This is a genomic window from Microbacterium sp. SCPM-O-B-15248 (M128) (assembly GCF_058214835.1).
Map to the genome: position 1 here is coordinate 494491 of NZ_JBYQLI010000001.1, position 21214 is coordinate 515704.

General features: G+C 69.8%; 18 protein-coding genes and 2 pseudogenes. 13 read left to right on the forward strand and 7 right to left on the reverse strand.

Annotated features, from left to right (window positions below; translation table 11 throughout):
- Window positions 1–97: 97 nt before the first annotated feature.
- The 11 genes and pseudogenes from AC3E6M_RS02350 to AC3E6M_RS02400 all read left to right on the forward strand — a co-directional run bounded on the left by AC3E6M_RS02350 (window position 98) and on the right by AC3E6M_RS02400 (window position 12774).
- The gene (locus AC3E6M_RS02350; RefSeq protein WP_212743526.1) at window positions 98–1867 is read left to right on the forward strand and encodes a glycoside hydrolase family 15 protein; all 1770 of its coding nucleotides are present in this window, start codon (window positions 98–100) and stop codon (window positions 1865–1867) included.
- A 27-nt stretch (window positions 1868–1894) separates the two neighbouring features.
- Window positions 1895–2566 carry a hypothetical protein gene (locus AC3E6M_RS02355; RefSeq protein WP_138176872.1) on the forward strand — a complete coding sequence of 224 codons (672 nt, stop codon included), beginning with the start codon at window positions 1895–1897 and terminating at the stop codon, window positions 2564–2566.
- Window positions 2567–2803: 237 nt separating this feature from the next.
- Window positions 2804–4270 carry a glycoside hydrolase family 32 protein gene (locus tag AC3E6M_RS02360; protein WP_138176875.1) on the forward strand — a complete coding sequence of 489 codons (1467 nt, stop codon included), beginning with the start codon at window positions 2804–2806 and terminating at the stop codon, window positions 4268–4270.
- A gap of 50 nt (window positions 4271–4320) precedes the next feature.
- Window positions 4321–5658, forward strand: coding sequence for an ABC transporter substrate-binding protein (locus tag AC3E6M_RS02365; protein ID WP_138176878.1), 1338 nt, complete (start codon window positions 4321–4323; stop codon window positions 5656–5658).
- Window positions 5659–5731: 73 nt separating this feature from the next.
- On the forward strand, window positions 5732–6610 hold the full coding sequence (locus AC3E6M_RS02370) for a carbohydrate ABC transporter permease (protein ID WP_138176893.1): 879 nt from the start codon (window positions 5732–5734) through the stop codon (window positions 6608–6610).
- Window positions 6610–7521 carry a carbohydrate ABC transporter permease gene (locus tag AC3E6M_RS02375; RefSeq protein WP_138176881.1) on the forward strand — a complete coding sequence of 304 codons (912 nt, stop codon included), beginning with the start codon at window positions 6610–6612 and terminating at the stop codon, window positions 7519–7521. The genes AC3E6M_RS02370 and AC3E6M_RS02375 overlap by 1 nt, the downstream gene beginning before the upstream one ends.
- A 16-nt stretch (window positions 7522–7537) precedes the next feature.
- On the forward strand, window positions 7538–8527 hold the full coding sequence (locus AC3E6M_RS02380) for a LacI family DNA-binding transcriptional regulator (RefSeq protein ID WP_138176884.1): 990 nt from the start codon (window positions 7538–7540) through the stop codon (window positions 8525–8527).
- The gene (locus AC3E6M_RS02385) at window positions 8524–9918 is read left to right on the forward strand and encodes a glycoside hydrolase family 32 protein (protein WP_138176887.1); all 1395 of its coding nucleotides are present in this window, start codon (window positions 8524–8526) and stop codon (window positions 9916–9918) included. Before AC3E6M_RS02380 ends, AC3E6M_RS02385 begins: the two co-directional genes overlap by 4 nt.
- Window positions 9919–9994: 76 nt before the next feature.
- Window positions 9995–11552, forward strand: a pseudogene (locus tag AC3E6M_RS02390) (glycoside hydrolase family 32 protein).
- 144 nt (window positions 11553–11696) lie between these two features.
- Complete coding sequence (locus tag AC3E6M_RS02395; protein ID WP_138175890.1) at window positions 11697–12380, forward strand: hypothetical protein; 684 nt, start codon at window positions 11697–11699, stop codon at window positions 12378–12380.
- A 14-nt stretch (window positions 12381–12394) separates the two neighbouring features.
- Window positions 12395–12774 (forward strand): annotated as a pseudogene (locus AC3E6M_RS02400) (VOC family protein).
- 61 nt (window positions 12775–12835) lie between these two features.
- Here the strand turns inward: AC3E6M_RS02400 and AC3E6M_RS02405 are convergent.
- The 4 genes from AC3E6M_RS02405 to AC3E6M_RS02420 all read right to left on the reverse strand — a co-directional run bounded on the left by AC3E6M_RS02405 (window position 12836) and on the right by AC3E6M_RS02420 (window position 16900).
- Window positions 12836–13957, reverse strand: a complete 1122-nt coding sequence (locus AC3E6M_RS02405) for an ABC transporter permease (protein ID WP_138175888.1) — start codon at window positions 13955–13957, stop codon at window positions 12836–12838.
- Window positions 13954–14838: an ABC transporter ATP-binding protein gene (locus tag AC3E6M_RS02410; RefSeq protein WP_138175898.1), complete on the reverse strand. Its 885-nt coding sequence runs from the start codon at window positions 14836–14838 to the stop codon at window positions 13954–13956. The genes AC3E6M_RS02405 and AC3E6M_RS02410 overlap by 4 nt, the downstream gene beginning before the upstream one ends.
- A gap of 99 nt (window positions 14839–14937) precedes the next feature.
- Window positions 14938–15636, reverse strand: a complete 699-nt coding sequence (locus AC3E6M_RS02415; RefSeq protein WP_138175886.1) for a response regulator — start codon at window positions 15634–15636, stop codon at window positions 14938–14940.
- On the reverse strand, window positions 15629–16900 hold the full coding sequence (locus AC3E6M_RS02420) for a sensor histidine kinase (RefSeq protein ID WP_138175884.1): 1272 nt from the start codon (window positions 16898–16900) through the stop codon (window positions 15629–15631). The genes AC3E6M_RS02415 and AC3E6M_RS02420 overlap by 8 nt, the downstream gene beginning before the upstream one ends.
- Before the next feature lie 144 nt (window positions 16901–17044).
- On the opposite strand from AC3E6M_RS02420, the gene AC3E6M_RS02425 reads away from it, so the two are divergent.
- On the forward strand, window positions 17045–17617 hold the full coding sequence (locus tag AC3E6M_RS02425) for an NADPH-dependent FMN reductase (protein ID WP_138175882.1): 573 nt from the start codon (window positions 17045–17047) through the stop codon (window positions 17615–17617).
- A gap of 160 nt (window positions 17618–17777) precedes the next feature.
- Here AC3E6M_RS02425 and AC3E6M_RS02430 read toward each other — a convergent pair whose 3' ends face one another.
- From AC3E6M_RS02430 to AC3E6M_RS02440, 3 genes are all read right to left on the reverse strand, one after another.
- On the reverse strand, window positions 17778–19019 hold the full coding sequence (locus AC3E6M_RS02430) for an RNA polymerase sigma factor (protein WP_138175880.1): 1242 nt from the start codon (window positions 19017–19019) through the stop codon (window positions 17778–17780).
- Window positions 19016–19444, reverse strand: coding sequence for a YciI family protein (locus AC3E6M_RS02435; RefSeq protein ID WP_138175878.1), 429 nt, complete (start codon window positions 19442–19444; stop codon window positions 19016–19018). The genes AC3E6M_RS02430 and AC3E6M_RS02435 overlap by 4 nt, the downstream gene beginning before the upstream one ends.
- 118 nt (window positions 19445–19562) lie before the next feature.
- Window positions 19563–20408, reverse strand: a complete 846-nt coding sequence (locus AC3E6M_RS02440; RefSeq protein ID WP_138175876.1) for an exodeoxyribonuclease III — start codon at window positions 20406–20408, stop codon at window positions 19563–19565.
- A 95-nt stretch (window positions 20409–20503) separates the two neighbouring features.
- Between AC3E6M_RS02440 and pyrE the strand changes: the two genes are divergently transcribed.
- Complete coding sequence (gene pyrE, locus AC3E6M_RS02445) at window positions 20504–21082, forward strand: orotate phosphoribosyltransferase (RefSeq protein ID WP_138175874.1); 579 nt, start codon at window positions 20504–20506, stop codon at window positions 21080–21082.
- Window positions 21083–21214: the final 132 nt, after the last annotated feature.

Below are 21214 nucleotides of genomic sequence, written 5' to 3' on the forward strand. Positions count from 1 at the left end.
CGGGTCCGACACCGGGAGGTCGCTTGCAGCGGGCACACGGATGCCGCTAGCGAGATGCACGGCCGCGATGTCGGCATCCCCTGCCACAATCACGAGGGTGAGCACCGCGATCGAGGACTACGCCGTCCTCAGCAACTGCCGATCCGCCGCCCTCGTGTCCCGGGAGGGCAGCGTCGACTGGCTGTGCCTGCCGCGGTACGACAGTGCATCGATGTTCGGGGCACTGCTGGGCGACCAGTCGCACGGGGCGTGGTCCTTGCGTCCGACGGATCCGGATGCCACGGTCACCCGGCACTACGACGCCGACACGTTCGTGCTGGTCACGCGCTGGGAGACGTCCACCGGCGTCGCCGAGGTGCACGATGCCATGCCGATCGACGAGGGGGTCGAGGCGCTCGTGCGCCGTGTCGTCGGGATCTCGGGCGGGATGGACTTCGTCAGCGAAGTGCGATTCCGGTTCGACTACGCCCGCGCCATCCCGTGGGTACGGCAGATCGGCCACGCGCACGACCACGCGATCCTCGCCGTCGCCGGTCCCGATTCGGTCGTGCTGCGCGGTCCGCGCCTGATCGCCGTCGACACCGCGCACCGCGCCCTGTGGACGACCGTGGCGGGGGAGTCCGTCGATTCGGTCCTGTCCTGGGGGCCGTCATGGCAGCAGCCGCCCGCGGCGATCGATGTGGATGCCACCCTCAAGCGCACCACCGAGTGGTGGGCCGAATGGGCGGGACGGGTCAAAGCCGCCGGTGAGCACGCCGACCTCGTGACGCGCTCCCTGCTCGTGCTGCGCGCGCTGACGCACTCCGAGACCGGGGGCATCGTGGCGGCGGCGACGACGTCGCTTCCCGAGGCGTTCGGGGGAGAGCGCAACTGGGACTACCGCTATGTCTGGCTGCGCGACGCGGCTCTCACCCTGAGCGCCTACATCGACCACGGCTACCTCGAAGCGGCGCATCGGTGGCGCACCTGGTTGCTGCGGGCGATCGCCGGCGATCCCGCCGATGTGCAGATCATGTACGGCATCGCGGGCGAACGCGACCTGCCCGAGCGGGAGATCACGAGCCTGCCCGGGTACGACGGCGCACGCCCGGTCCGCATCGGGAACGGGGCGGTCGACCAGTATCAGGCGGACGTCATCGGCGAGGTGATGGTCGCCCTCGAGGCGGCGCGGAACGCCGGTGTCGAGGAGACGACGTTCTCGTGGTCGCTGCAGCGGGCGCTCCTCGACCAGCTGGCGGACTGGTTCGACCGCCCCGACAACGGCATCTGGGAGATGCGCGGCGACCCCCACTTCTTCACGCATTCGCGCGCGATGGTGTGGGCGGCGCTGGACCGTGGCATCCGCGCCGTCGAGCAGGACGGTCTGGACGGCGAGGTCGACACGTGGCGCGCGCTGCGCGACCGTGTCCGGGCCGACATCGATTCCCGTGGTGTGCACGCGGACGGCTGGTTCACCCAGCATTTCGATACGGACGAGGTCGACGCGTCGCTCCTGATCCTGCCCCAGGTGGGATTCTGCGCCTACGACGATCCGCGCATGCTCGCCACCGTCGCACGGATGGAGCAGACCCTCATGCCCGACGGCTGGCTGCTGCGCTACCGCACGACCGGCGTCGACGGTCTCGCCGGTGACGAACATCCGTTCCTCGCGTGCTCGTTCTGGCTCGTGCGGCAATACGCGCACAGCGGGCGGCGCGCCGACGCGGTCGCCCTCATGCGGCGGCTCACCGCGGTCGCCAACGACGTCGGCCTGCTGTCCGAGGAGTACGACCCGAAGGGCAACCGGCAGGCGGGCAACACCCCGCAGGCGCTGTCGCACCTAGCGCTCGTGGGCGCCTCGGATGCCCTCGGCGCAACCGCCCCCTGACCCCCGTGGCGGTTCTAGAGTCGGGGCATGAGCGACGATGACGTCGAGCTGAACCACCTGCGCGAGCGCGTCTACGGCGAAGCCGGAGGCCCGGCCACCGCGGCCGAGATCGCGCGACTCGCGGCCCTCGAGGAGGAGCTGCGTCTCGACCGCGCCCCGACGTCGACCGCGGCCGAGCCCGCCGCTCCCGAACTGATCGTGGATGCCACGCCCCACCGCCCCCGCGCGCTCGCGGTGATCGTGGCGGTCGTCGCCGCGGCCGCGCTCATCGGGGCGGGCTACGCCGCGGGCGCCGCGTCGCCCTCGCTCGCCGCAGCCTCCCCCGCGCCGTCGGCGTCGACGGCATCCCCGTATCCCGAACTGGCGTTCCCGCAGACCGACGACGACAAGATCTCGTCGGGGATCATCGCGGACAGCGGCATCGACCCGACGAGCACCCGGTACATCGCCGTGATGCGCGGGTTCCGCGTGTTCCTGGCCGAGCGCGAGCGGGGAGACGGCGTGTGCGTCGTGACGTTCATCGCGGTCAACGACCAGCCCTGGTCGGCGGGATGCACCGCCGGCGGCGCGCTCGACGACGGCGCGGTGTTCGGCGTCGACCGTCGCCTCAGCATCGCGCTCGGCGACCCGTCCCGCGTGTCGATCCGCGGCCTGCCCGTGCGGCTGTCCGAGTCGGTGACGGCGTACCTGACGGAGTGACCGCGGCCACGCGCTTACTCAGCGATTCGCGCAACGTCAGTCCGATCGGGCCGGATGCCACTGAGTTCGTGCAGATCGCTGAGGTGATGACGCGAACCCGTGGGTGAAGTCCGGACCGTCGCCGAAACAGCCGTGATTAACCGATTGACCATGCGCGGCGTCCCTTGCTATGGTCTGCGTAACCGATTAACCACCCCGGGTTCATCGGAGACAGCGTCTCGTCGAGGAGTCATCCGCATGGACCAAAGAGGGTTCTTCCGACCGTCCGGAGGCTGGGTCGGTGACGTCATCCCGTGGCAGGAGGACGGCAGGTTCCACCTCTTCTACCTGCACGAGTCACGTCGCACGCCCAAGATCGGCATGCCGTGGCACCGGGTCGTCACCGACGACCTCGTCAGCTTCACCGAGACCGGCCCGGCATTGGCCTCCGGGGGACCGGATGCCGACGACTTCAACGTCTACACCGGAAGCGTCGTCGTGGCCGACGGCATCCACCACGTCTTCTACACCGGACAGAACCCGGACGTCCTCGGGAACGACGGTCTCCCCCTTCAGCTCGTGCTGCATGGGACGAGCGCGGACGGCATGCGTACCTGGGAACGTCATCCGGAGGACGCGTTCGGCGCCACGGCGGGTTACGAGACGGCCGATTGGCGCGACCCCTTCGTGTTCCGCGACGAGGAAGCCGGGCTGTGGCGCATGCTCGTGACCGCCCGGCACGCGCACGGCCCCGAGCGCCGCCGCGGTGTCATCGCGCAGTGCGTCTCGTACGACCTCCGGTCGTGGGAGCCCGCCGAGCCGTTCTGGGACCCTCGGCGTTACCTCGCGCACGAATGCCCGGAGGTCTTCGAATGGAACGGGTGGTGGTACCTGGTCTACTCCGAGTTCAGCGAGTCCTTCACCACGCGCTATCGCGTCTCGCGCAGCCTGCACGGCCCCTGGAACGTGCCGGAGAACGACACCCTCGACGGGCGGGCGTACTACGCGGCGAAATCGGCCGCGCGCGACGGACGCCGCTTCTTCTTCGGGTGGATCTCCTCGCGAGAGGGCTCGACCGACGACGGCGATTGGCAGTGGGCCGGTACCCTCTCCATCCTGGAGGCGGAGCAGAATTCGGACGGCACGCTGCGTTTCCACCCGCCGCGCGAGTTGCTCGAGACCTTCGATCGCGGCGTCGGAGGACTGGCATCCGCGACCGTTCTGTCCGCACCCGACGGATATTCCGACCTCGTCCTCCCCGGGACGGCGCCCACCACCTTCCGGGTGCAGGCGGAGTTCGACATCGCCCCGGGCACCACCGAATGCGGGCTCCTGCTGCGGGCGAGCGCTGACGGTGGCGAGGCTTACGTGCTGCGCCTCGAACCCCGTCGCAACCGCCTCGTGTTCGATCGCTGGCCTCGCCGTCGCACCGGCGGTGAGCAGTGGCAGATCTCGGGCGACGTCCCGTTCGCCATCGAACTCGAGCGTCCCGTGCTCCTGGAGCCCGGCCGGCATCGGCTCGACGTCGTCGTCGTCGACGACCTCTGCGTGGCCGCCGTCGACGGTGCCGTGACCCTCAGTACGCGGCTCTACGACCGCACCGAGGGAGCGGTCGGCGCCTTCGTCGGGGAGGGGACCGTCACCGTCCTCGAACTCGATGTGTCCGCGCGGACCCCCGACGTGACCGACGCCCTGCACGACGACCTCCTGGTCGCGTCCTCCTGATTCGCTCCTTTCCTTCCCGCCACCCGAACCACACATCAACGGAGATTCCTATGGTCAACCTCACGCGCACGGCATCCTGGGTCGCCCTCGCTGCTGCCGCTGCCCTCGTCCTGTCGGGCTGCGGCGCTTCCGGCGGCGGCGCGGACCCCACCGACGTCCACCCCGAGGGCGAGGTGAAGCCCCGCGAGATCTCGTGGCTTCTCTCGCGCCCCGCGGATGGCGGCGTCATCACCGCCATGCAGAAGATCGCCGGCGAATACGCCGCCGACCACCCGGGCTTCTCGCTCAACCTCATCACGACGCCCGACCGACCCAGCTACATTCAGAAGTACGAGACGCTCGCCGCAGCCAACAAGCTGCCCGAACTCTTCGACACGGATGCCACCCCGTTCGCCCAGAAGCTCGCGCAGCAGGGTCGGATGATCGACGTGGACGCGCTGCTGAAGGACCTCGGCCTCGCCGACACCTACCGCGAAGCCGCCCTGAACTACCAGCGCTTCGACGACGGCTCGCTGTACATGGTGCCCTTCGAATTCCAGCTCGAGTTCTTCTGGTACAACCGTGATCTGCTCTCGCAGGCCGGAGTCCCGGTTCCGGCCACGCTCGACGACTTCGCGCCGATGTGTCAGGCGCTCCGCGCGAAGGGCATCACCCCGATCGCGCTGGACGGTGCCGACGGATGGCCGCTCGAGCGGTACATGGCGTACTACCCGTTCCGCCAGGTCGGCCCGGAGTACGTGCAGAAGCTCAAGACCGGAGAAGCGAAGTTCTCGGATGCCCCCGGCCTCGCCGCGGCCGAGTGGCTGTCCGGGCTGGGTAAGGCCGGCTGCTTCCAGGAGGGCTTCTCCTCGACCGGGTACGCCGACGCGCAGGCGCAGTTCACGTCCGGCAAGGCGGCCGTGTACAACATCGGCACGTGGGAGCTCGGAAACCTGGCGACCGACAAGCTCGACGCGGGCGTCCGCGACAAGGTCGACTACTTCACACTCCCCACGCTTCCCGGGGCTGCCACGGCCGACAACGAATACGTCACCCCGTCGGGGATCGGGATGGCCGTGAACACCGCCACGTACGACCCCCTGGTCCGGGACTTCCTGAAGTTCGCGCTCGAGCGCTACCCCGCTGAGGTCGCCGCATCCGGCGCGCTCTCGCCGACCACCGACGTCCAGACCACGATCCCGTCCAATGCGACGCCTCTGTACGACCGGGCGATCGCCCAATCCGGCGACGTGGGCACCAAGATCGCGATGCCGTGGGACACGCAGCTGGACCCCGCCACGAACACGCGTCTCCAGCAGGAGCTGACCCTGCTGGTTCAGGGCGACATCACGCCCGGCGAGTTCGTGGGGACGATGGATGCCGCCTTGAAGGAGAACGTCGGTGGCTGATGTCCTGACGTCCGGCCGGCCCCGGGTGACCGGGGCCGGCCGGCCCACTCGTCGGCGGCCCATGAGCACCTCGATGCTTCCCCGCCGGTCCGGGCTGGCCGTCGCCGTCTTCCTCGTGCCTCCCCTGCTCCTGTACGGGGCCGCCGTTCTGCTGCCGATCGTGCAGTCCCTCGTGCTGAGCCTCTTCTCGTGGGACGGCATCACCCGTCTGACCTTCGTGGGCCTGGACAACTACGTGAAGATGTTCACCCGCGACGACGTCTTCTGGACCGCGTTCGGCAACGCGCTCGGCTACCTCGCCATCTGCCTCGTCCTCCAGCTCGGTGGAGCCCTGGCCGTCGCGGGTCTGCTCACCGCGCTGCCGCGCGCACGGGAGCTCGTGAAGACGCTGTACCTGCTGCCCGCCGTGATCTCCACGGTGGCCATCGCGTTCCTGTTCCTCCGGATCTACTCGCTCGAACCGGTGGGCCTGATCAACCAGCTGCTCGCCTTCGTCGGCCTCGACGGGCTGCAGACCGCGTGGTTGTCGAACCTCCAGACCGTGCTGGCCGCCGTGTCCATTCCCGAAGGCTGGCGCTTCACGGGCCTCTACATGCTCATCATCTACGCGGCGCTGATCGCCGTGCCGAAGGAGCTCGAGGAGGCCGCCCGGCTGGACGGCGCCTCGTGGTGGCAGACGTTCTGGTGCATCCGGTTCCCCTACATCCGTCCCGTCTGGATCACCACGACCGTGATGGCGACCACCTTCGCGCTGCGCGGATTCGACATCCCCTACCTCCTCACGAACGGCGGTCCGGGGCAGGCATCCGAGCTCCTGACGACGTACATGTACAAGACCGCATTCGTGCACACCGACTACGGCTATGCCAGCGCCCTCTCCGTCTTCATCGTGGTGGAATGCCTCGTCGCGGTCGGGCTCATCTTCCTGCTCCTCCGTCGAAAGGACGCGTGATGACCGCGACTCTCGCCCCCGCGCCCGCGGCATCCGCCCCCCGGAATCCCGAGATCGAACCCCGGCCGGTGCACCACTCGCCGCGCCTGCCGGTCCAGCGCACGCTTCTCACGGTCACCGTGATCCTGATCGTCGTCGTGCAGGTGTACCCGCTGCTGTGGCTCTTCCTCACCAGCTTCCGCACAGCCTCGGACTTCGCGGGCGGCGACCCGTTCGCCCTTCCGCGGGAGTGGACGCTCGACAATTACGCGCGTGCGTTCGCGACGGGCAACCTGGCGCTGAACATCGGCAACAGCTTCATCGTCACCCTCGGTGCCAGCGCGCTCATCGTGGTGGCCGGGATGATGGCCGCCTACGCCCTGCAGGTGCTCGGGTTCCGCTTCAGCGGGCTCGTCCGTGCGCTGTTCCTGCTCGGAATCATCGTGCCGGTGCAGATCGCGCTCGTCCCGCTCTTCATCGACTACTCGCAGGTGGGGTTGCTCGACACCCACCTGTCGATGATCCTGCCGCTGGCGGCGTTCTCGCTTCCGATGGGCGTCTACCTCTTCTCGTCGTTCTACGAGTACATCCCGCGAGAGTTGTACGAGGCGGCCTCGCTCGACGGTGCCGGTCCGTACCGGATCTTCCTGCAGATCACGGCGCCGCTGTCAGTGAACACCATCATCACCGTCGTGCTGGTCAACAGCATCTTCATCTGGAACGACTTCGTCTTCGCGAACACCTTCGTGCTGTCCGACGGACTGAAGACGATCCCGCTGGGCCTGCAAAACTACATCGGAGCGATGGGCAACACCGATTGGACAGCGACGTTCGCCGCCGTGTGCGTCACGGTGACGCCACTGCTGCTGGTCTTCCTGGTGCTGAACAAGGCGATGATCGCCGGCCTCGAGAGCGGAGCCACCAAGGGATGAATACGAGGATCCCCTCATGACCACCACCATGCGCGATGTCGCCAAGGCGGCCGGCGTCTCGGTCGCGACCGTGTCGCACGTCGTCAACGACAAGCCCGGCGCGCGCATCGGCGAGGATGCCCGGCGTCGCGTGCACGAGGCGATCGCGGCGCTCGGTTACCGTCCGAACGCTCTCGCCAAGACGCTGTCGGAGGGCAGCTCCCGCTTCATCGGTCTGGTGGCGGATGCCATCGCCACCACGCCCTTCGCCGGACAGATCATCCACGGCGCCCAGGACGAGGCGTGGCGCCACGGTTTCGTCCTCCTCGTGGCCAACACCGAGGGCAATGCCGCCGCCGAGAACGATGCGATCGCGATGATGCTGGAGCACCAGGTGCGCGGCATCCTGTACTCCACCTGGTATCACCGCGAGATCGAGGTCCCCCCGTCGCTGCAGCACACGGAGACGGTGCTGGTGAACTGCTTCGCCGGCGACGACTCGTTCCCCGCGGTGGTCCCCGACGAGGAGCAGGGCGGTCGGACGGCGACCGAGGACCTGCTCACGGCCGGGCATCGCCGGATCGCCTTCCTGAACACCACGACGCCCTCGCCTGCCCGGGAGGGGCGGTTCGCCGGCTACCGGTCGGCGCTGGAGGAGGCCGGAATCGCCTTCGATGCCGGGCTCGCCTTTGAAACCGCCCCCGACCAGGAGGGCGGATACGCGGCGGTCGACGGCGTGCTCGCCTCCGGCGCCACCGGGGTCTTCTGCCACAACGACCGGGTCGCGATGGGACTGTACGACGGCCTCCGTGAACGCGGCCTGCGCATCCCCGACGACATGGCGGTCATGGGCTTCGACAACCAGGACGTCATCGCGGCACATCTCCGACCGCCCCTGTCGACCGTCGCCCTGCCGCACTATGAACTCGGCGCGGCCGGCGTGCGGACGCTGCTCGGACTCGATGCTCCGGCCGTGGGCGCTCGCCAGCTGGTCTCCTGCCCCTCCGTTCCGCGGGAGTCGCTGTGAACCTTCCCCGGCCGCGATTCCACCTCGCCCCCGTCCGCAATTGGATGAACGACCCCAACGGTCTGGTCTTCGTCGACGATTGCTGGCACGCCTTCTTCCAGTACAACCCCGAGGGGAACGACTGGGGCAACATGAGCTGGGGACACGCGTCCAGCCGCGACCTCCTGCAGTGGGAAGAGCATCCCGTCGCCCTGCCGTATGGGCCCGGTGAGCAGATCTACTCGGGTTCGACCGTCATCGACGCCGACGGAACGCTCACGGCGTTCTACACGAGTGCCTACGGCTATGGCATCCAGGCGCAGTCCCGTGCGACGAGCGTCGACGGCGGCGAGACCTGGATCCCGGATGCCGCCAACCCGGTGATCGACCGGGGGAGTTCCGACTTCCGCGACCCCAAGGTGGTGCGGCTCCCGCACGGCGGATGGCTCATGCTGACCGTCGAAGCGGTCGAGCGGCGCGTGGTGTTCTACGCCTCCGACGACCTGCTCTCGTGGCGGGAGTCCGGATCCTTCGACCCGATCGGTGTGGACGGCGTGGTGTGGGAGTGCCCCGACCTCGTTCACCTCCCCGTGGAAGGACGGCCCGGCAGTCGGCGTTGGGTGCTGCTGCTGAGCACGAACCCCGTCGGGGAGGATCCCGACCCCGCCGGTTCCGCGATGCACTACGTGGTCGGCGACCTCATCGACGGTGCATTCCGCGCGGATCACGACGCTCTCGTGCCCCTCGATCACGGTCGCGACCTGTACGCGGGCGTGACCTTCCACGATGCCCCTCACGGAGCGGCGGTCATGCTCGCCTGGATGAGCAACTGGCGCTACGCCCACGTCGTCCCGACGTCGCCGTGGCGGGGCGCGATGTCGATCCCGCGCACCCTCGGACTCCGTGACGTCGACGGGGAGCTGCGTCTCGTGCAGCGACCGTCCGTCGACCTCCGCGACGAACGTGCGGACGCGGTCGAGGCTCCGGTCACGGTCGAGCCGCACGTTCTCGTGGACGTCCGGTGGGACCCGGCGGTGACCGGGGCCCTGCGACTGACCCTCGAGGGGGAGGGGGATGCCACGGTCGAGATCGTCCATGACCCCGCCGGCGGCACCCTGTCCGTGTCGAGGGACGGAACGGTTGCCCGATCCCTGCATCCCGACTTCGCGGGCACCCGGGTCGCCCCGCTTCTCGACGGCCCCACCGGCGTCCTCACTGCGATCCTCGACGGACCGCTCTTCGAGATCTTCGCCGACGACGGCGCGACCGTGCTGTCGCACCTTGTGACCCTCGGCTCAAGCCCGGTGACCGTCTCGGCTCAGGCTCAGACCGGGACGGGGGCTCCCGGAGTGCGCCTCGTCGTCTCCGACGGCGTCGTCCAGAAGGGTCGGGCGGTTCCGGCGACCGTCTGATCCAACTCCCCTCTCACCGCCGGGCCACCCGGCGGGCGATTCGTCGCGCCCGCCACCGAACGAGGAAGTGAGCATCATGTCATTCGAGATCTCCCGTCGCACGCTGTTGCAGGGCGCAGGAGCCGGGGCCTTCGGCCTTGCTCTCACCGCCGCGGTCCCCGCGGCGGCTCGCGCCGACACCGTGTCACAGCGTGCCATCTACCACATGACCCCGCCGACGGCCTGGCTCTGCGATCCGCAGCGCCCGATCGTCTCGGGTGGGCAGTATCAGCTGTACTACCTGCACTCGAACATCAACAACGGTCCGGGTGGGTGGGATCACGCGACCACCGACGGCGTGAGCTTCACGCATCACGGCACCGTGATGCCGATCTCGGGGGGCGTGCCCGTCTGGTCGGGATGCCTCGTCGTCGATACGGGCAATACGGCGGGCTTCGGTGCCGGTGCGGTGATCGCACTCGCCACGCGTCCGACGAACAACATCCGCAAGTACCAGGAGCAGTATCTGTACTGGTCGACGGACGGCGGGTTCAGCTTCACGATGCTGCCCGACCCGGTGCTCGTCAACAACGACGGCCGAACCGCGCAGACGCCCGCGGAGATCGACAACGCCGAGTGGTGCCGTGATCCGAAGGTGCACTGGGACGCGGGGCGCAGCGAATGGGTCCTGATCCTCGGGCGCGCGCGGTACGCCGGCATCTACACGTCGCCCGACTTGCGGAACTGGACGTGGCGGAGCAACTTCGATTACCCGAACCACGACCTCGGCGGCATCGAATGCCCCGACATCTTCCAGATGACGGCCGGTGACGGCACGAGCCACTGGGTGATCGGGGCGAGCATGGACGCGTACGGTGTCGGCCTCCCGATGACCTATGCCTACTGGACCGGCACCTGGAACGGCACGCACTTCGTGGCGGACGACCTCACCCCACAGTGGCTGGACTGGGGGGGACTGGTACGCCGCGGTGACGTGGCCAAGCATCGAGGCACCCACCACGCGGCGACTCGCCATCGCGTGGATGAACAACTGGAAGTACGCCGCGCGCGACGTCCCCACCGACGCGACCGACGGCTACAACGGGCAGAACTCGATCGTCCGGGAGCTCCGTCTCGAGCACCAGCCCGACGGACGGTACGCGCTTCTGAGCAGCCCGATCTCGACGTTGGCGGCCCACGCCACGTCGACCGTGACTCTTCCCGACCGCACGGTGAACGGCAGTGCCGTGCTCCCGTGGAGCGGGCGCGCGTACGAGCTTGAGCTCGACATCTCGTGGACGGATGCCACGAACGTCGGCGTTTCCGTAGGGCGCTCGGCCGACGGGTCCCGGCACACGAACATCGGCAAGTACGGCTCCGATCTCTACGTCGATCGGGCGCCGTCGGATCGCAGCGGATACTCCCTCGTCCCCTACACACGAGCCGCGGCTCCGATAGATCCGGCCGCTCGCTCGGTCCACCTGCGGATCTTCGTCGACCGGCAGAGCGTCGAGGTGTTCGTCAACGCCGGCCACACGGTGCTGTCGCAGCAGGTCCACTTCCTGGACACCGACACCGGCATCTCGTTCTATTCGGACGGGGGCGCGGCGACCTTCACCGGCATCACGATCCGCGAGTTCGCGACGCCCGTGTGAGCCGAGGGCGGCCGGGGCTCCGCCCCGGCCGCCTCCGCGCGGACAGCAATTCGGGTGCGCAGCGCTCGCGCAGATCACTGACGCAGCGCCGCCCGACCCCACCCCCACAGCGCCGCCCCACCCGCCGCGCCCCAGAGTCGAGGCATGAGCGACGAGGACGTCGAGCTGGCGCGGCTGCGCGAGCGCGTGTGCGGCGGGCGCGGGACCGCGCCCACCGCCGACGAGATCGCCCGGCTCAGCACGCTCGAGGATCAGATCCGGGCGGACCCCGCACAGGATGCGCCGGCACCGCCCGCGCCGCCCGCACCGTCCACGCCACCCGCGCCCGACGAGCCGATGGATGCCACCCCGCGAACGCCCCGTCCCGTCACCCGTGGCATCCTCACCGCGCTCGCCGCGGTCGCCCTGGTCGGCCTCGGGGCCGCGATCGGCTTCGCCGCGGCCACCCAGCCAGCTCCCGCCGACGCCTCGGCACCGGCCCTTCCCGAGCTCGCGTTCGCGCAGACCGCGGAGGAGGTCATCTCCGGCGACATCCTGTCCGACAGCGGCATCGACCCGGCGAGCATCCGCTACATCGCGACGATCCGCGACTTCCGCATCTACCTCGCCGTCCCCGACGACGGGGATGGGGAATGCATCGCGGTCTTCACCTCCACCGAGAACCGGCCGTGGTCGGCGGGGTGCGCGAGCGGCGGCCGGCCCGGGGCCGCGGTGTTCGGGGTGGACGAGAAGCTCACCGTCGCGATCGGCGACCCCGCCGATGACGCCGTCGCGGGGACGCCGGTCCGGCCGTCCGAGAGCGTCACGGCCTATGTGAGGCAGAACTAGAGAAGGGCACGACCATGTTCCACTCCGAAGGCGCGTTCTCCGGATTCGCCGTCGACGACCTCGACGCCGCCCACCGCTTCTACGCCGATACCCTCGGCCTGCGCGTGGAGGTGCTCGAGGGATCAGGATTCCTCCGCCTCCATCTGGCATCTGGGGGATCGTCCTCGTGTACGGCAAGCCGCACCACGTCCCGGCGTCGTTCACGGTGCTGAACTTCCCCGTGGCCGACGTCGAGGCCGCCGTCGACGATCTCCGCTCGCGCGGCGTCGAGACGAAGATCTACGACGACGCGGACTTCCCCACCGACCCGCGCGGCATCATGCGCGAGGGTGGCCCGCTGATCGCGTGGTTCCGCGACCCGGCCGGCAACGTCCTCGCGGTCCTCGAAGAATGAGAAGCGGGATGGATGCCAGAAGCCATGGCATCCATCCCGCTGGTGACCGGGCCCGAGCCGGTCAGCCCCGCAGCGCCTCTGCCAGCTTGACGCGGGCCCCCATGCGCAGCAGGGAGTTCTGGTAGATCCGAGCGGCGACCGCGATGGCCGCGACGCACGAGGCGATCAGGACGAGCAGCGACAGCACGGGCTCCCACCACTGCGCGTCGCCGAGGTACATCCGCAGCGGCATCCCCACCGGTGCCGAGAACGGCACGTACGACATGATCGTCAGCACGACGGGGTTGTCGTTGAAGAAGATCACCAGGAAGTACGGCGCCATGATCAGCATCGTGATGGGTGTCGTCGTCGCTCCGATGTCCTCCTGGCGCGACACCATCGCCGCCGCCGCCGCGAACAGCGACGCCAGCAGGACGAATCCGAACAGGAAGAAGATCGCGAACCACGCGATCGGTGCGCCGAGGGCGCTGAGCACCCCCACCTGATCCGTCACGGCGAGACCGACCACCGCGACGGCGGCGAGCAGCACGATCTGCGCCATCGCGAGGATCGTGTTGCCGAGCACCTTCCCCGCGAGGAGCGCCCGCACCGGGATGGCCGAGATCAGGATCTCGACGACCCGCGTCTGCTTCTCTTCGACGACGCTCTGAGCGATCGTGCCGCCGAACGTGCTCGCGGCGATGAGGAACACGAGGCCGAACCCGAGGGCGATCAGGTACCGCAGCGCGTCGGCCGCACCGGCGCCCGGCTCGAGCGATTGCACCTCGGGCGTCTCGCTCAGCATCTGCAGCAGCGTGCCCGGGACGCCGTCCTTGACCACGACGGTGTAGTCGAACGCCGGATTCGACGATCCCGACACCAGGGCGGCATCCACCGTGCCGTCCTCGACGAGGCCGCGGGCGGCGTCGTCGGAGTCCGCGACGGTCACGTCGATGCCGTCCATCCCCGAGAGCGCGGACTGGGTCTGACCCGTCACCGCGACCGGGATGCCGCTTCCGCCCGCGTCGCGCGCGGCGAAACCGCCCCACAGCACCGAGGCGAGGGCGGCGACGACGAGGATCGCCGTCGAGATCACGAACGCCTTGCTGCGCAGCTTCGAGCCGATCTCGCGTTCGGCGACCAGCCACACGCTCTGCAGTTCGCTCGGCGCCCGGTCGGGCCGGGAACGGTTCACGGTGCTCACTGGATGACCTCCTTGAAGATGTCCGCGAGCGTCGGACGCTGCGGCGCGAAGCTGGCGACGTCGCCACGTGCGACCGCGGAGCGCAAGGCGGCCTGCGCCGCCTCGTCGTCGACCGCGTCGAACACGGCGTACCCGCCGTCGAAGTCGAGGACGGTGATCCCCGGCTGCTCGCGCAGCCACCCGGCGTCACCGCCGGACAGCAGCTCGTACCGGTGCGTGGCGTGCTCGGCGCGGAGCGCGTCGCGGCTTCCGGCGGCGCGGATCGTGCCCCCGGCGATGATGACGAGGTCGTCGCACAGGCGCTCGACGACGTCGAGCTGGTGCGACGAGAACAGCACGGCGGCGCCCGTGGCCGCCTTCTCCTGCAGGACTGCCGCGACGACGTCGACCGCGAGGGGGTCGAGCCCCGAGAACGGCTCGTCGAGGATGAGCACGTCGGGGTCGTGCACGAGCGAGGCGGCGATCTGTGCACGCTGCTGGTTTCCCAACGACAGCGTCTCGACCAGATCGCCGAGGCGCTCGCCGAGGCCGAGGCGTTCCAGCAGCGCCGTGGCCTTGGCGGTGGCCTCGGCCTTGCCGAAACCGTGCAGTCGAGCCAAGTACGCGATGTGCTCGGCGACCTTCATCTTCGGATACAGGCCGCGTTCCTCGGGCATGTAGCCGAACCGGCGGCGGTCGGCCGCGGTGAGCGCCGCGCCGTCGATCGCGACGGTGCCCGCATCCTTGCCGAGAACGCCCAGCGCGATGCGCATGGTCGTGGTCTTGCCCGCGCCGTTGCCGCCGACGAAGCCGGTCAGCCGGCCGGGGGCCACGGTGAAGCTGACGTCGTCGAGCACTCGGCGTCCGCCGTAGCTCTTGGTGATGCCGTTCAGTTCGAGCACGGTCCACCCCTCTCTGGTGATGGCATCCACGCTACGGACGGCGGCGCGGCGGCGTATCCGCCCGGGGGTGGGTTCTCGTCCTCCGTCGTGAGGGGGAGGTCAGGTCAGGCCGTGGCGGTGGGCCAGGACGACGGCCTGCACGCGGTCGCGCGCGCCGAGCTTCTGCAGCACGTTCGAGACGTGCGTCTTGACCGTGGCCTCGCCGATGAAGAGCCGGGCGGCGATCTCGGCGTTGCTCAACGCCTCGGCGACCAGGCGCAGCACCTCGGCCTCGCGGTCGGTGAGCGGGTCGCTCAGGACGAGGGGCTCCACGGCGGGCGCGGTCGCGGGGCTGTGGGCGAGGGCGACGGATGCCGGGGCGTCACCGCCGCTGCCGGCGAACCGGGCGATCACGCGGCGCGTGACCTCGGGGGCCAGCAGCGCATCTCCGGCGCCGACGATGCGGACCGCCGCGACGAGCTCCTCCGGTCCCGCGTTCTTCAGCAGGAAACCGCTCGCCCCCGCCGCGAGGGCCTCGAACAGGTAGTCGTCGCGGTCGAAGGTCGTCACGATGAGGACCGCGGCATCCGAGGCGGCGTCCGCGACGATCCGTCGCGTCGCCTCCAGGCCGTCCATGTCGGGCATCTGCACGTCCATGCAGATCACGTTCGGCTGCAGCGTCGCGGCCGCCGAGATCGCCTCGACGCCGGTGCCCGCTTCACCGACCACCTCGATGTCGTGCTCCAGCGAGAGGATCGTGCGGAACCCGGCCCGCATCATGGCGTGGTCGTCGACGAGGAGAACGCGCAGCTCAGACATGCGACACCTCCGCGTCGACGAGGGGCACCCGCACGCGCACGAGATACCCCCCGCGTGTCCGCGGGCCCATCTCGATGCTGCCCCCCGACACGGCCGCGCGCTCGCGCATGCCCCGCTGGCCGAGGCCCGGGGTCGTCGAGCCACGGCGTCCGGTGTTGGTCACCTCGAGTTCGACGCCCGTGTGATCGAAGCGCACGCGGACATCGGCGGTCGCCCCCGGCCCCGCGTGCCGACGGGCATTGGTCAGCGCCTCTTGGGCGATGCGGAACAGGTTCACCTGCACGACCGGCGACGGCTCGATCGCGGGCTCACCGATCACGGCGAAGGTCGCCGGGAGCCCCGCCGCGACCGCTTCCTCGACGAGGGCGGGGATCGCGGACAGGCCGTGCGTGGTCGGAGCGGTGTCGGCCGGTGCGGCGCCGGAGCGGGTGGCATCCGGGGTCCGCAGCGTCTCGAGCAGCTGCCGCAGCTCGCGCAGCGACGTGCGGGCCGACTCCTCGATCCCGCTGAGGACGGCGCGGGACTTCTCGGGGTCGCGTTCCATCACCGAACGGGCGACCCCCGCCTGCACGCCCATCAGCGACACGTGGTGCGCGACGACGTCGTGCAGTTCGCGCGCGATGCGGACGCGATCCAGGGCCACGGCCTGGGCCGCGGTGATCTCGCGCTCGGCCTCGAGCTCGGCGGTCCGCTCCTCCAGGGCGGCACGCTGCACGCGCTGCTGGTGTGAGCGCTCGCCGAAGAAGTACGCGCCGCCGAAGAAGAGGGCGTTGAGCCCCAACCCGAGCAGCTGCGACGCGACGAAGGGCGAGAACGCGCCCGTGCGCGAGGGGAAGCCCTCGGGTACTTGGTCGACGGGCATCATGGCGTCCTGGAACATCACGACGAACAGCCACGCGAACATGCCGGCGATGATCGCGACGCGCACGATCGCCGCGCGCCGCCGGTTCGTCGACCACGCGCCGACGGTGTAGATCGCGATGAACATCGCGATATTGCCCGCGTAGATCTCGGGAATGCGCAGCGTCACGGCGAAGAAGTAGGCCACCGACACGATCACGGCGACGATCGACGGCCAGCGTCGCCGGAACGCGAGCGGCACGGCGAGCACCGTGACGTAGACCACGGCGAGGATGAACTCCGCCTGCTGGTCGCCGTACAGCCCCGCGACCGCCGAGAGCACCGCGCTCAGCAGCCCGCCCACGAACATGACCGCGGCCAACGCGATGTCGCTGCGCCACTGCGCGCGGGTGAGGTTCGGCATCCTCCCACGTTATTGCGGCCCTCACCGCGTGGCATCCCCCGTCCGACGGAGTCAACCCCGGCGGGGAAGAGAACGGGAACGGAAAAACTTGCACCTGAATGTACCCGGGCGCTTCGCGCCCCCGCCATCCGAGAGAGGATCACCGTGACCGACTACACGATCGGCTACATCGTCGGCAGCATCTCCAGCACCTCGATCAACCGCCGGCTCGCCAAGGCGCTCGAGAAGGTGGCGCCCGAGGGCGTGACCCTGAAGGAGATCCCGATCAAAGACCTCCCCTTCTACTCGCCCGACTACGACGGGAACTTCCCGCCGGTCGCGCAGGACTTCAAGGGCGCCATCGAGGATGCCGACGGCGTCATCATTGTCACCCCCGAGTACAGCCGCTCGATCCCCGGCGTGCTGAAGAACGCGCTGGACTGGTCGGCGCGCCCCTACGGCGAGGCGTCGTTCAACGACAAGCCCACCGCGGTCGTCGGCACGTCACAGGGCGGCATCGCCACCGCGGCCGGTCAGCAGCACCTGCGTGCGGTGCTCCTGCACTACAACGCCCTGGTTCTCGGCCAGCCCGAGGGCTACATCCAGTCCACGCCCGGCCTGTTCGAAGAGGACGGCACGGTCACCGACGAGGGCACCGCGGCGTTCCTGCGTTCGATCATCGAGGCGCTCGTCACGTTGGTGGCGCGTACCGCGCCCGCCGAGGTCCCCGCGGTCTGAGGCTCCCGCACGGCGGGGTCGGGGTGCATCCCGGCCCCGCCGTCGTGCGTCCGGCGGCCTGCCGGGGCCACGCGGCATGGGCGGTCCGTCGTCTGCGCGCGGGGGGATTCCGTTCGCGCGGTGTCCACCGGCAGTCGCGCCGCGGCGAAGATCGCGCGTCTCACACGCTGAGCGCGTCGGCCTTCCTCCGCAGGAGGGCGGCCTCCCGGGCATTGCGGCTGAGGGTCGCGGCCTCCCGCAGCTGAGCCTGCGCCTCCGCGGTTCGTCCCGACCGCGCGAGCAGCTCGCCGCGCACGGACGGGAGCAGATGGGATCCGCGGAGCACACCGCTCGCCGCCAGGGCGTCGACGATCGCGAGACCCTCGGCGGGACCGGATGCCATCGACACCGCGACAGCACGATTCAGCTCCACCACGGGGCTGGGGCTGAGGCGGCCGAGCATCTCGTACAGCAGCACGATGCGATCCCAGTCGGTCGAATCCACGCTCTCCGCCCCGGCGTGGCAGAGGGCGATCGCCGATTGCAGCGCGTACGGCCCCCGCCCGCGGCCGAGGGCGTCGGCGCGGTCGAGGAGCATGGAGCCGCGCGCGATCGCCGAGCGATCCCAGCGCCGCCGATCCTGGTCGGCGAGGAGCACGGCATCCCCGTTCCCGTCCACGCGGGCCGCGAAGCGAGAGGCCTGCAGCTCCATCAGGGCCGAGAGGGCGAGGACCTCCGGCTCGCGCGGGAGCAGGCGGCACAGCACGCGGCCGAGGCGCAGCGCCTCGTGGGCGAGCTCGGTGCGCAAGACCGCATCGCCCGTGCTCGCGACGTAGCCCTCGGTGAAGATCAGGTAGACGACGGTGAGAACCGCGGTGCGCCGCGCGGGCCACTCCGCGGGCTCGGGCACCGCGAACGGCACGCGCGCCGCACTCAGTGCTTTCTTGGCGCGGAGGATCCGCTGCTGCATGGTCGGGACCGGGACGAGGAAGAGACGCGCAATCGCCTCGGCGTCGAGACCGCCCACGATCTTCAGTGTCAACGCCACCTGTGCTTCGCGGGAGAGCACCGGATGACAGGCGGCGAAGACGAGGCGCAGGACGTCGTCGTCGATGGGCTCCCACACGTCGTCGGCCACCTCGTCGAGGTCGGCGGCGAGGAGGCGGTACTTCTCGCCGAGGCGTTGCTCGCGCCGCCACCCGTCGATCGCGCGCCGTTTCGCGACCGCCGTCAGCCACGCCCCCGGGTTCCGGGGCACGCCGTCGCGACCCCACTGCTCGACGGCGTCGACCAGCGCGTCCTGTGCGAGGTCTTCTGCCGTGCCGAGGTCACCGACCACGCGGGCCAGCGCCGCGACGATCCGGGCGCCCTCTATGCGCCAGATCGCCGCGACGCGGCGCGAGACCTCGAGGTCGGGGGTCACCGCCCGGACAGCTCCTCACGCCACCCCTCTTCCTTCTGGATGTACTCGTTGTCGGCGAACGCCGCGAAGTCGGTCTCGTCGGTCACCCGGCGCACCTCGAGCTTGTTGCCGGCGATGAGCGGCGCGCGTCGCGCCCACTCGATCGCCTCGTCGCGCGAGGACACCTCGATGATCCAGAAGCCGTTGAACAGCTCGTGCGTCTCGCCGTAGGGGCCGTCGGTGACCACGGGCTCTTCGCCGCCGAACTCGACGACGAAGTTCGCACTCATGTCGTCGGCGAGGCCGTCGCCCGCGACGAGCACGCCCGCCGTCATCATCGCCTCGTTGTAGGCGCCCATCTCGTTGATGATCTGCTCGAAGGGGATCTGCTTGTATGCCGCGTACGCCTCGTCGGTGCCGCGCATGATCAGCATGTACTTCGTCATGGTCTCGTCTCTTCTCTGCTCGCCGTGAGCTCCGGGGGCGCGGATGATTGCCCCTACTATCGCGTCGAACGACGACGAGCGGAATCGACAGGGCGCAGAAGAAAGTCCCCGGCGGGCGTCAGCCGAAGATCATCGGCAGATCGTCGTCGTCTTCCCCGCGGGAGAGGTCGAGGTCGGCGACGACGGGGACGTGGTCGCTGGGGATCTCGCCCTTGCGCTCGTCGCGGTGGATCTCGGCGCCCTGGACGGCGTCGGCGAACGCCCGCGAGCCGAGGATGAAGTCGATGCGGAGCCCCTCGTTGCGGGGGAAGCGCAGCTGCTTGTAGTCCCAATACGTGTAGCCGGTGGGGATCAGCGGGCGAACGACGTCGGTGAGTCCGGCGGACTCGAACGCGGCGAAGGCGGCGCGCTCGGGCGGCGAGACGTGGGTGGTCACGCCCTCGATCACCGTGGGGTCGCCGTTGTCGGCATCCGTCGGGGCGATGTTGAAGTCGCCGGTGAGGGCGAGCGGCAGGTCGGGGTTCGCGGCCAGCGTGTCTTCCGTGTGGCGGCGGAGGGCCTCGAGCCAGTCGAGCTTGTAGCGGTAGTGGGGGTCGTCGAGCCCGCGTCCGTTGGGAACGTACAGGCTCCACACCCGTACACCGCCGATCGTCGCGCCGATGGCGCGGGCCTCGTGCGGAAGGTCGGGACCCTCTTTGCCCTTTTCGAACCCGGGCATGCCGGGGAACCCGATCTCGACGTCGTCGAGCGGCTCACGGCTGGCGATCGCCACGCCGTTCCACTGGTTCAGGCCGTGCGCGGCGACGTGATACCCCGCCTGTTCGAACGCGGCGTACGGGAACTGCTCCGTCTTGCACTTGATCTCCTGCATCGCCAGCACGTCGATGTGCTCGCGCACGCAGAACTCGACGGTGCGGGCGACGCGGGCGCGGACGGAGTTGACGTTCCAGGTGGCCAGGCGCATGGCATCCAGCCTACTTTCGGGTGGGGACACGGCCGTGCGCTGCTCCGGATGGATGACCGCGGGCGTGACGCGTCCGGAGCAATAGACTCGACGCCGTGACTGCCGCCTCCACGCCCGAGCTCGAAGCCGACCGCCAGGCCCTCATCGGCCTGATCAACGCCGAGGCGGTGTTCCACGGCGACTTCACCCTCTCGAGCGGCAAGAAGGCGACGTACTACGTCGACATGCGCAAGCTCACGCTCGACCACCGTGCGGCCCCCGCGATCGGCCGTCTCGTGCTCGACCTCGTGAAGGACCTCGACGGCGTCGTCGCCGTCGGCGGACTGACGCTCGGCGCCGACCCCATCGCCAACGCGGTCATGCACGAGTCGGTGCACGCCGGGCACCCGCTCGACGCGTTCGTCGTCCGCAAGGAGCCCAAGGATCACGGCCGCGGTCGCCAGATCGAGGGTGCCGACGTCGCGGGCAAGCGCGTCGTCGTCGTCGAGGACACCTCGACCACCGGCCAGTCGGCCCTCACGGCCGTCGAGGCCCTGCGCCGCGAGGGCGCTGAGGTTGTCGCGGTCGCCGTGATCGTCGACCGCAAGACCGGAGCGCAGGCCGCGATCGAGGCCGCGGGACTGCAGTGGCTGGCATCCATCGACCTCGACGACCTGGGGCTTCAGCCGCAGTAATCCGTTCGGCGGCGCTGTGCCGGGGCAGGTGGTGGGCCGGGAACAGGCTCTGCGGCGAGGGCAGGTTGATTCTGGGCGGATCGCCCTGTTTCGGTGACATCCCCTGTTTTGGTGACGGGCGGGCTGCCGGAG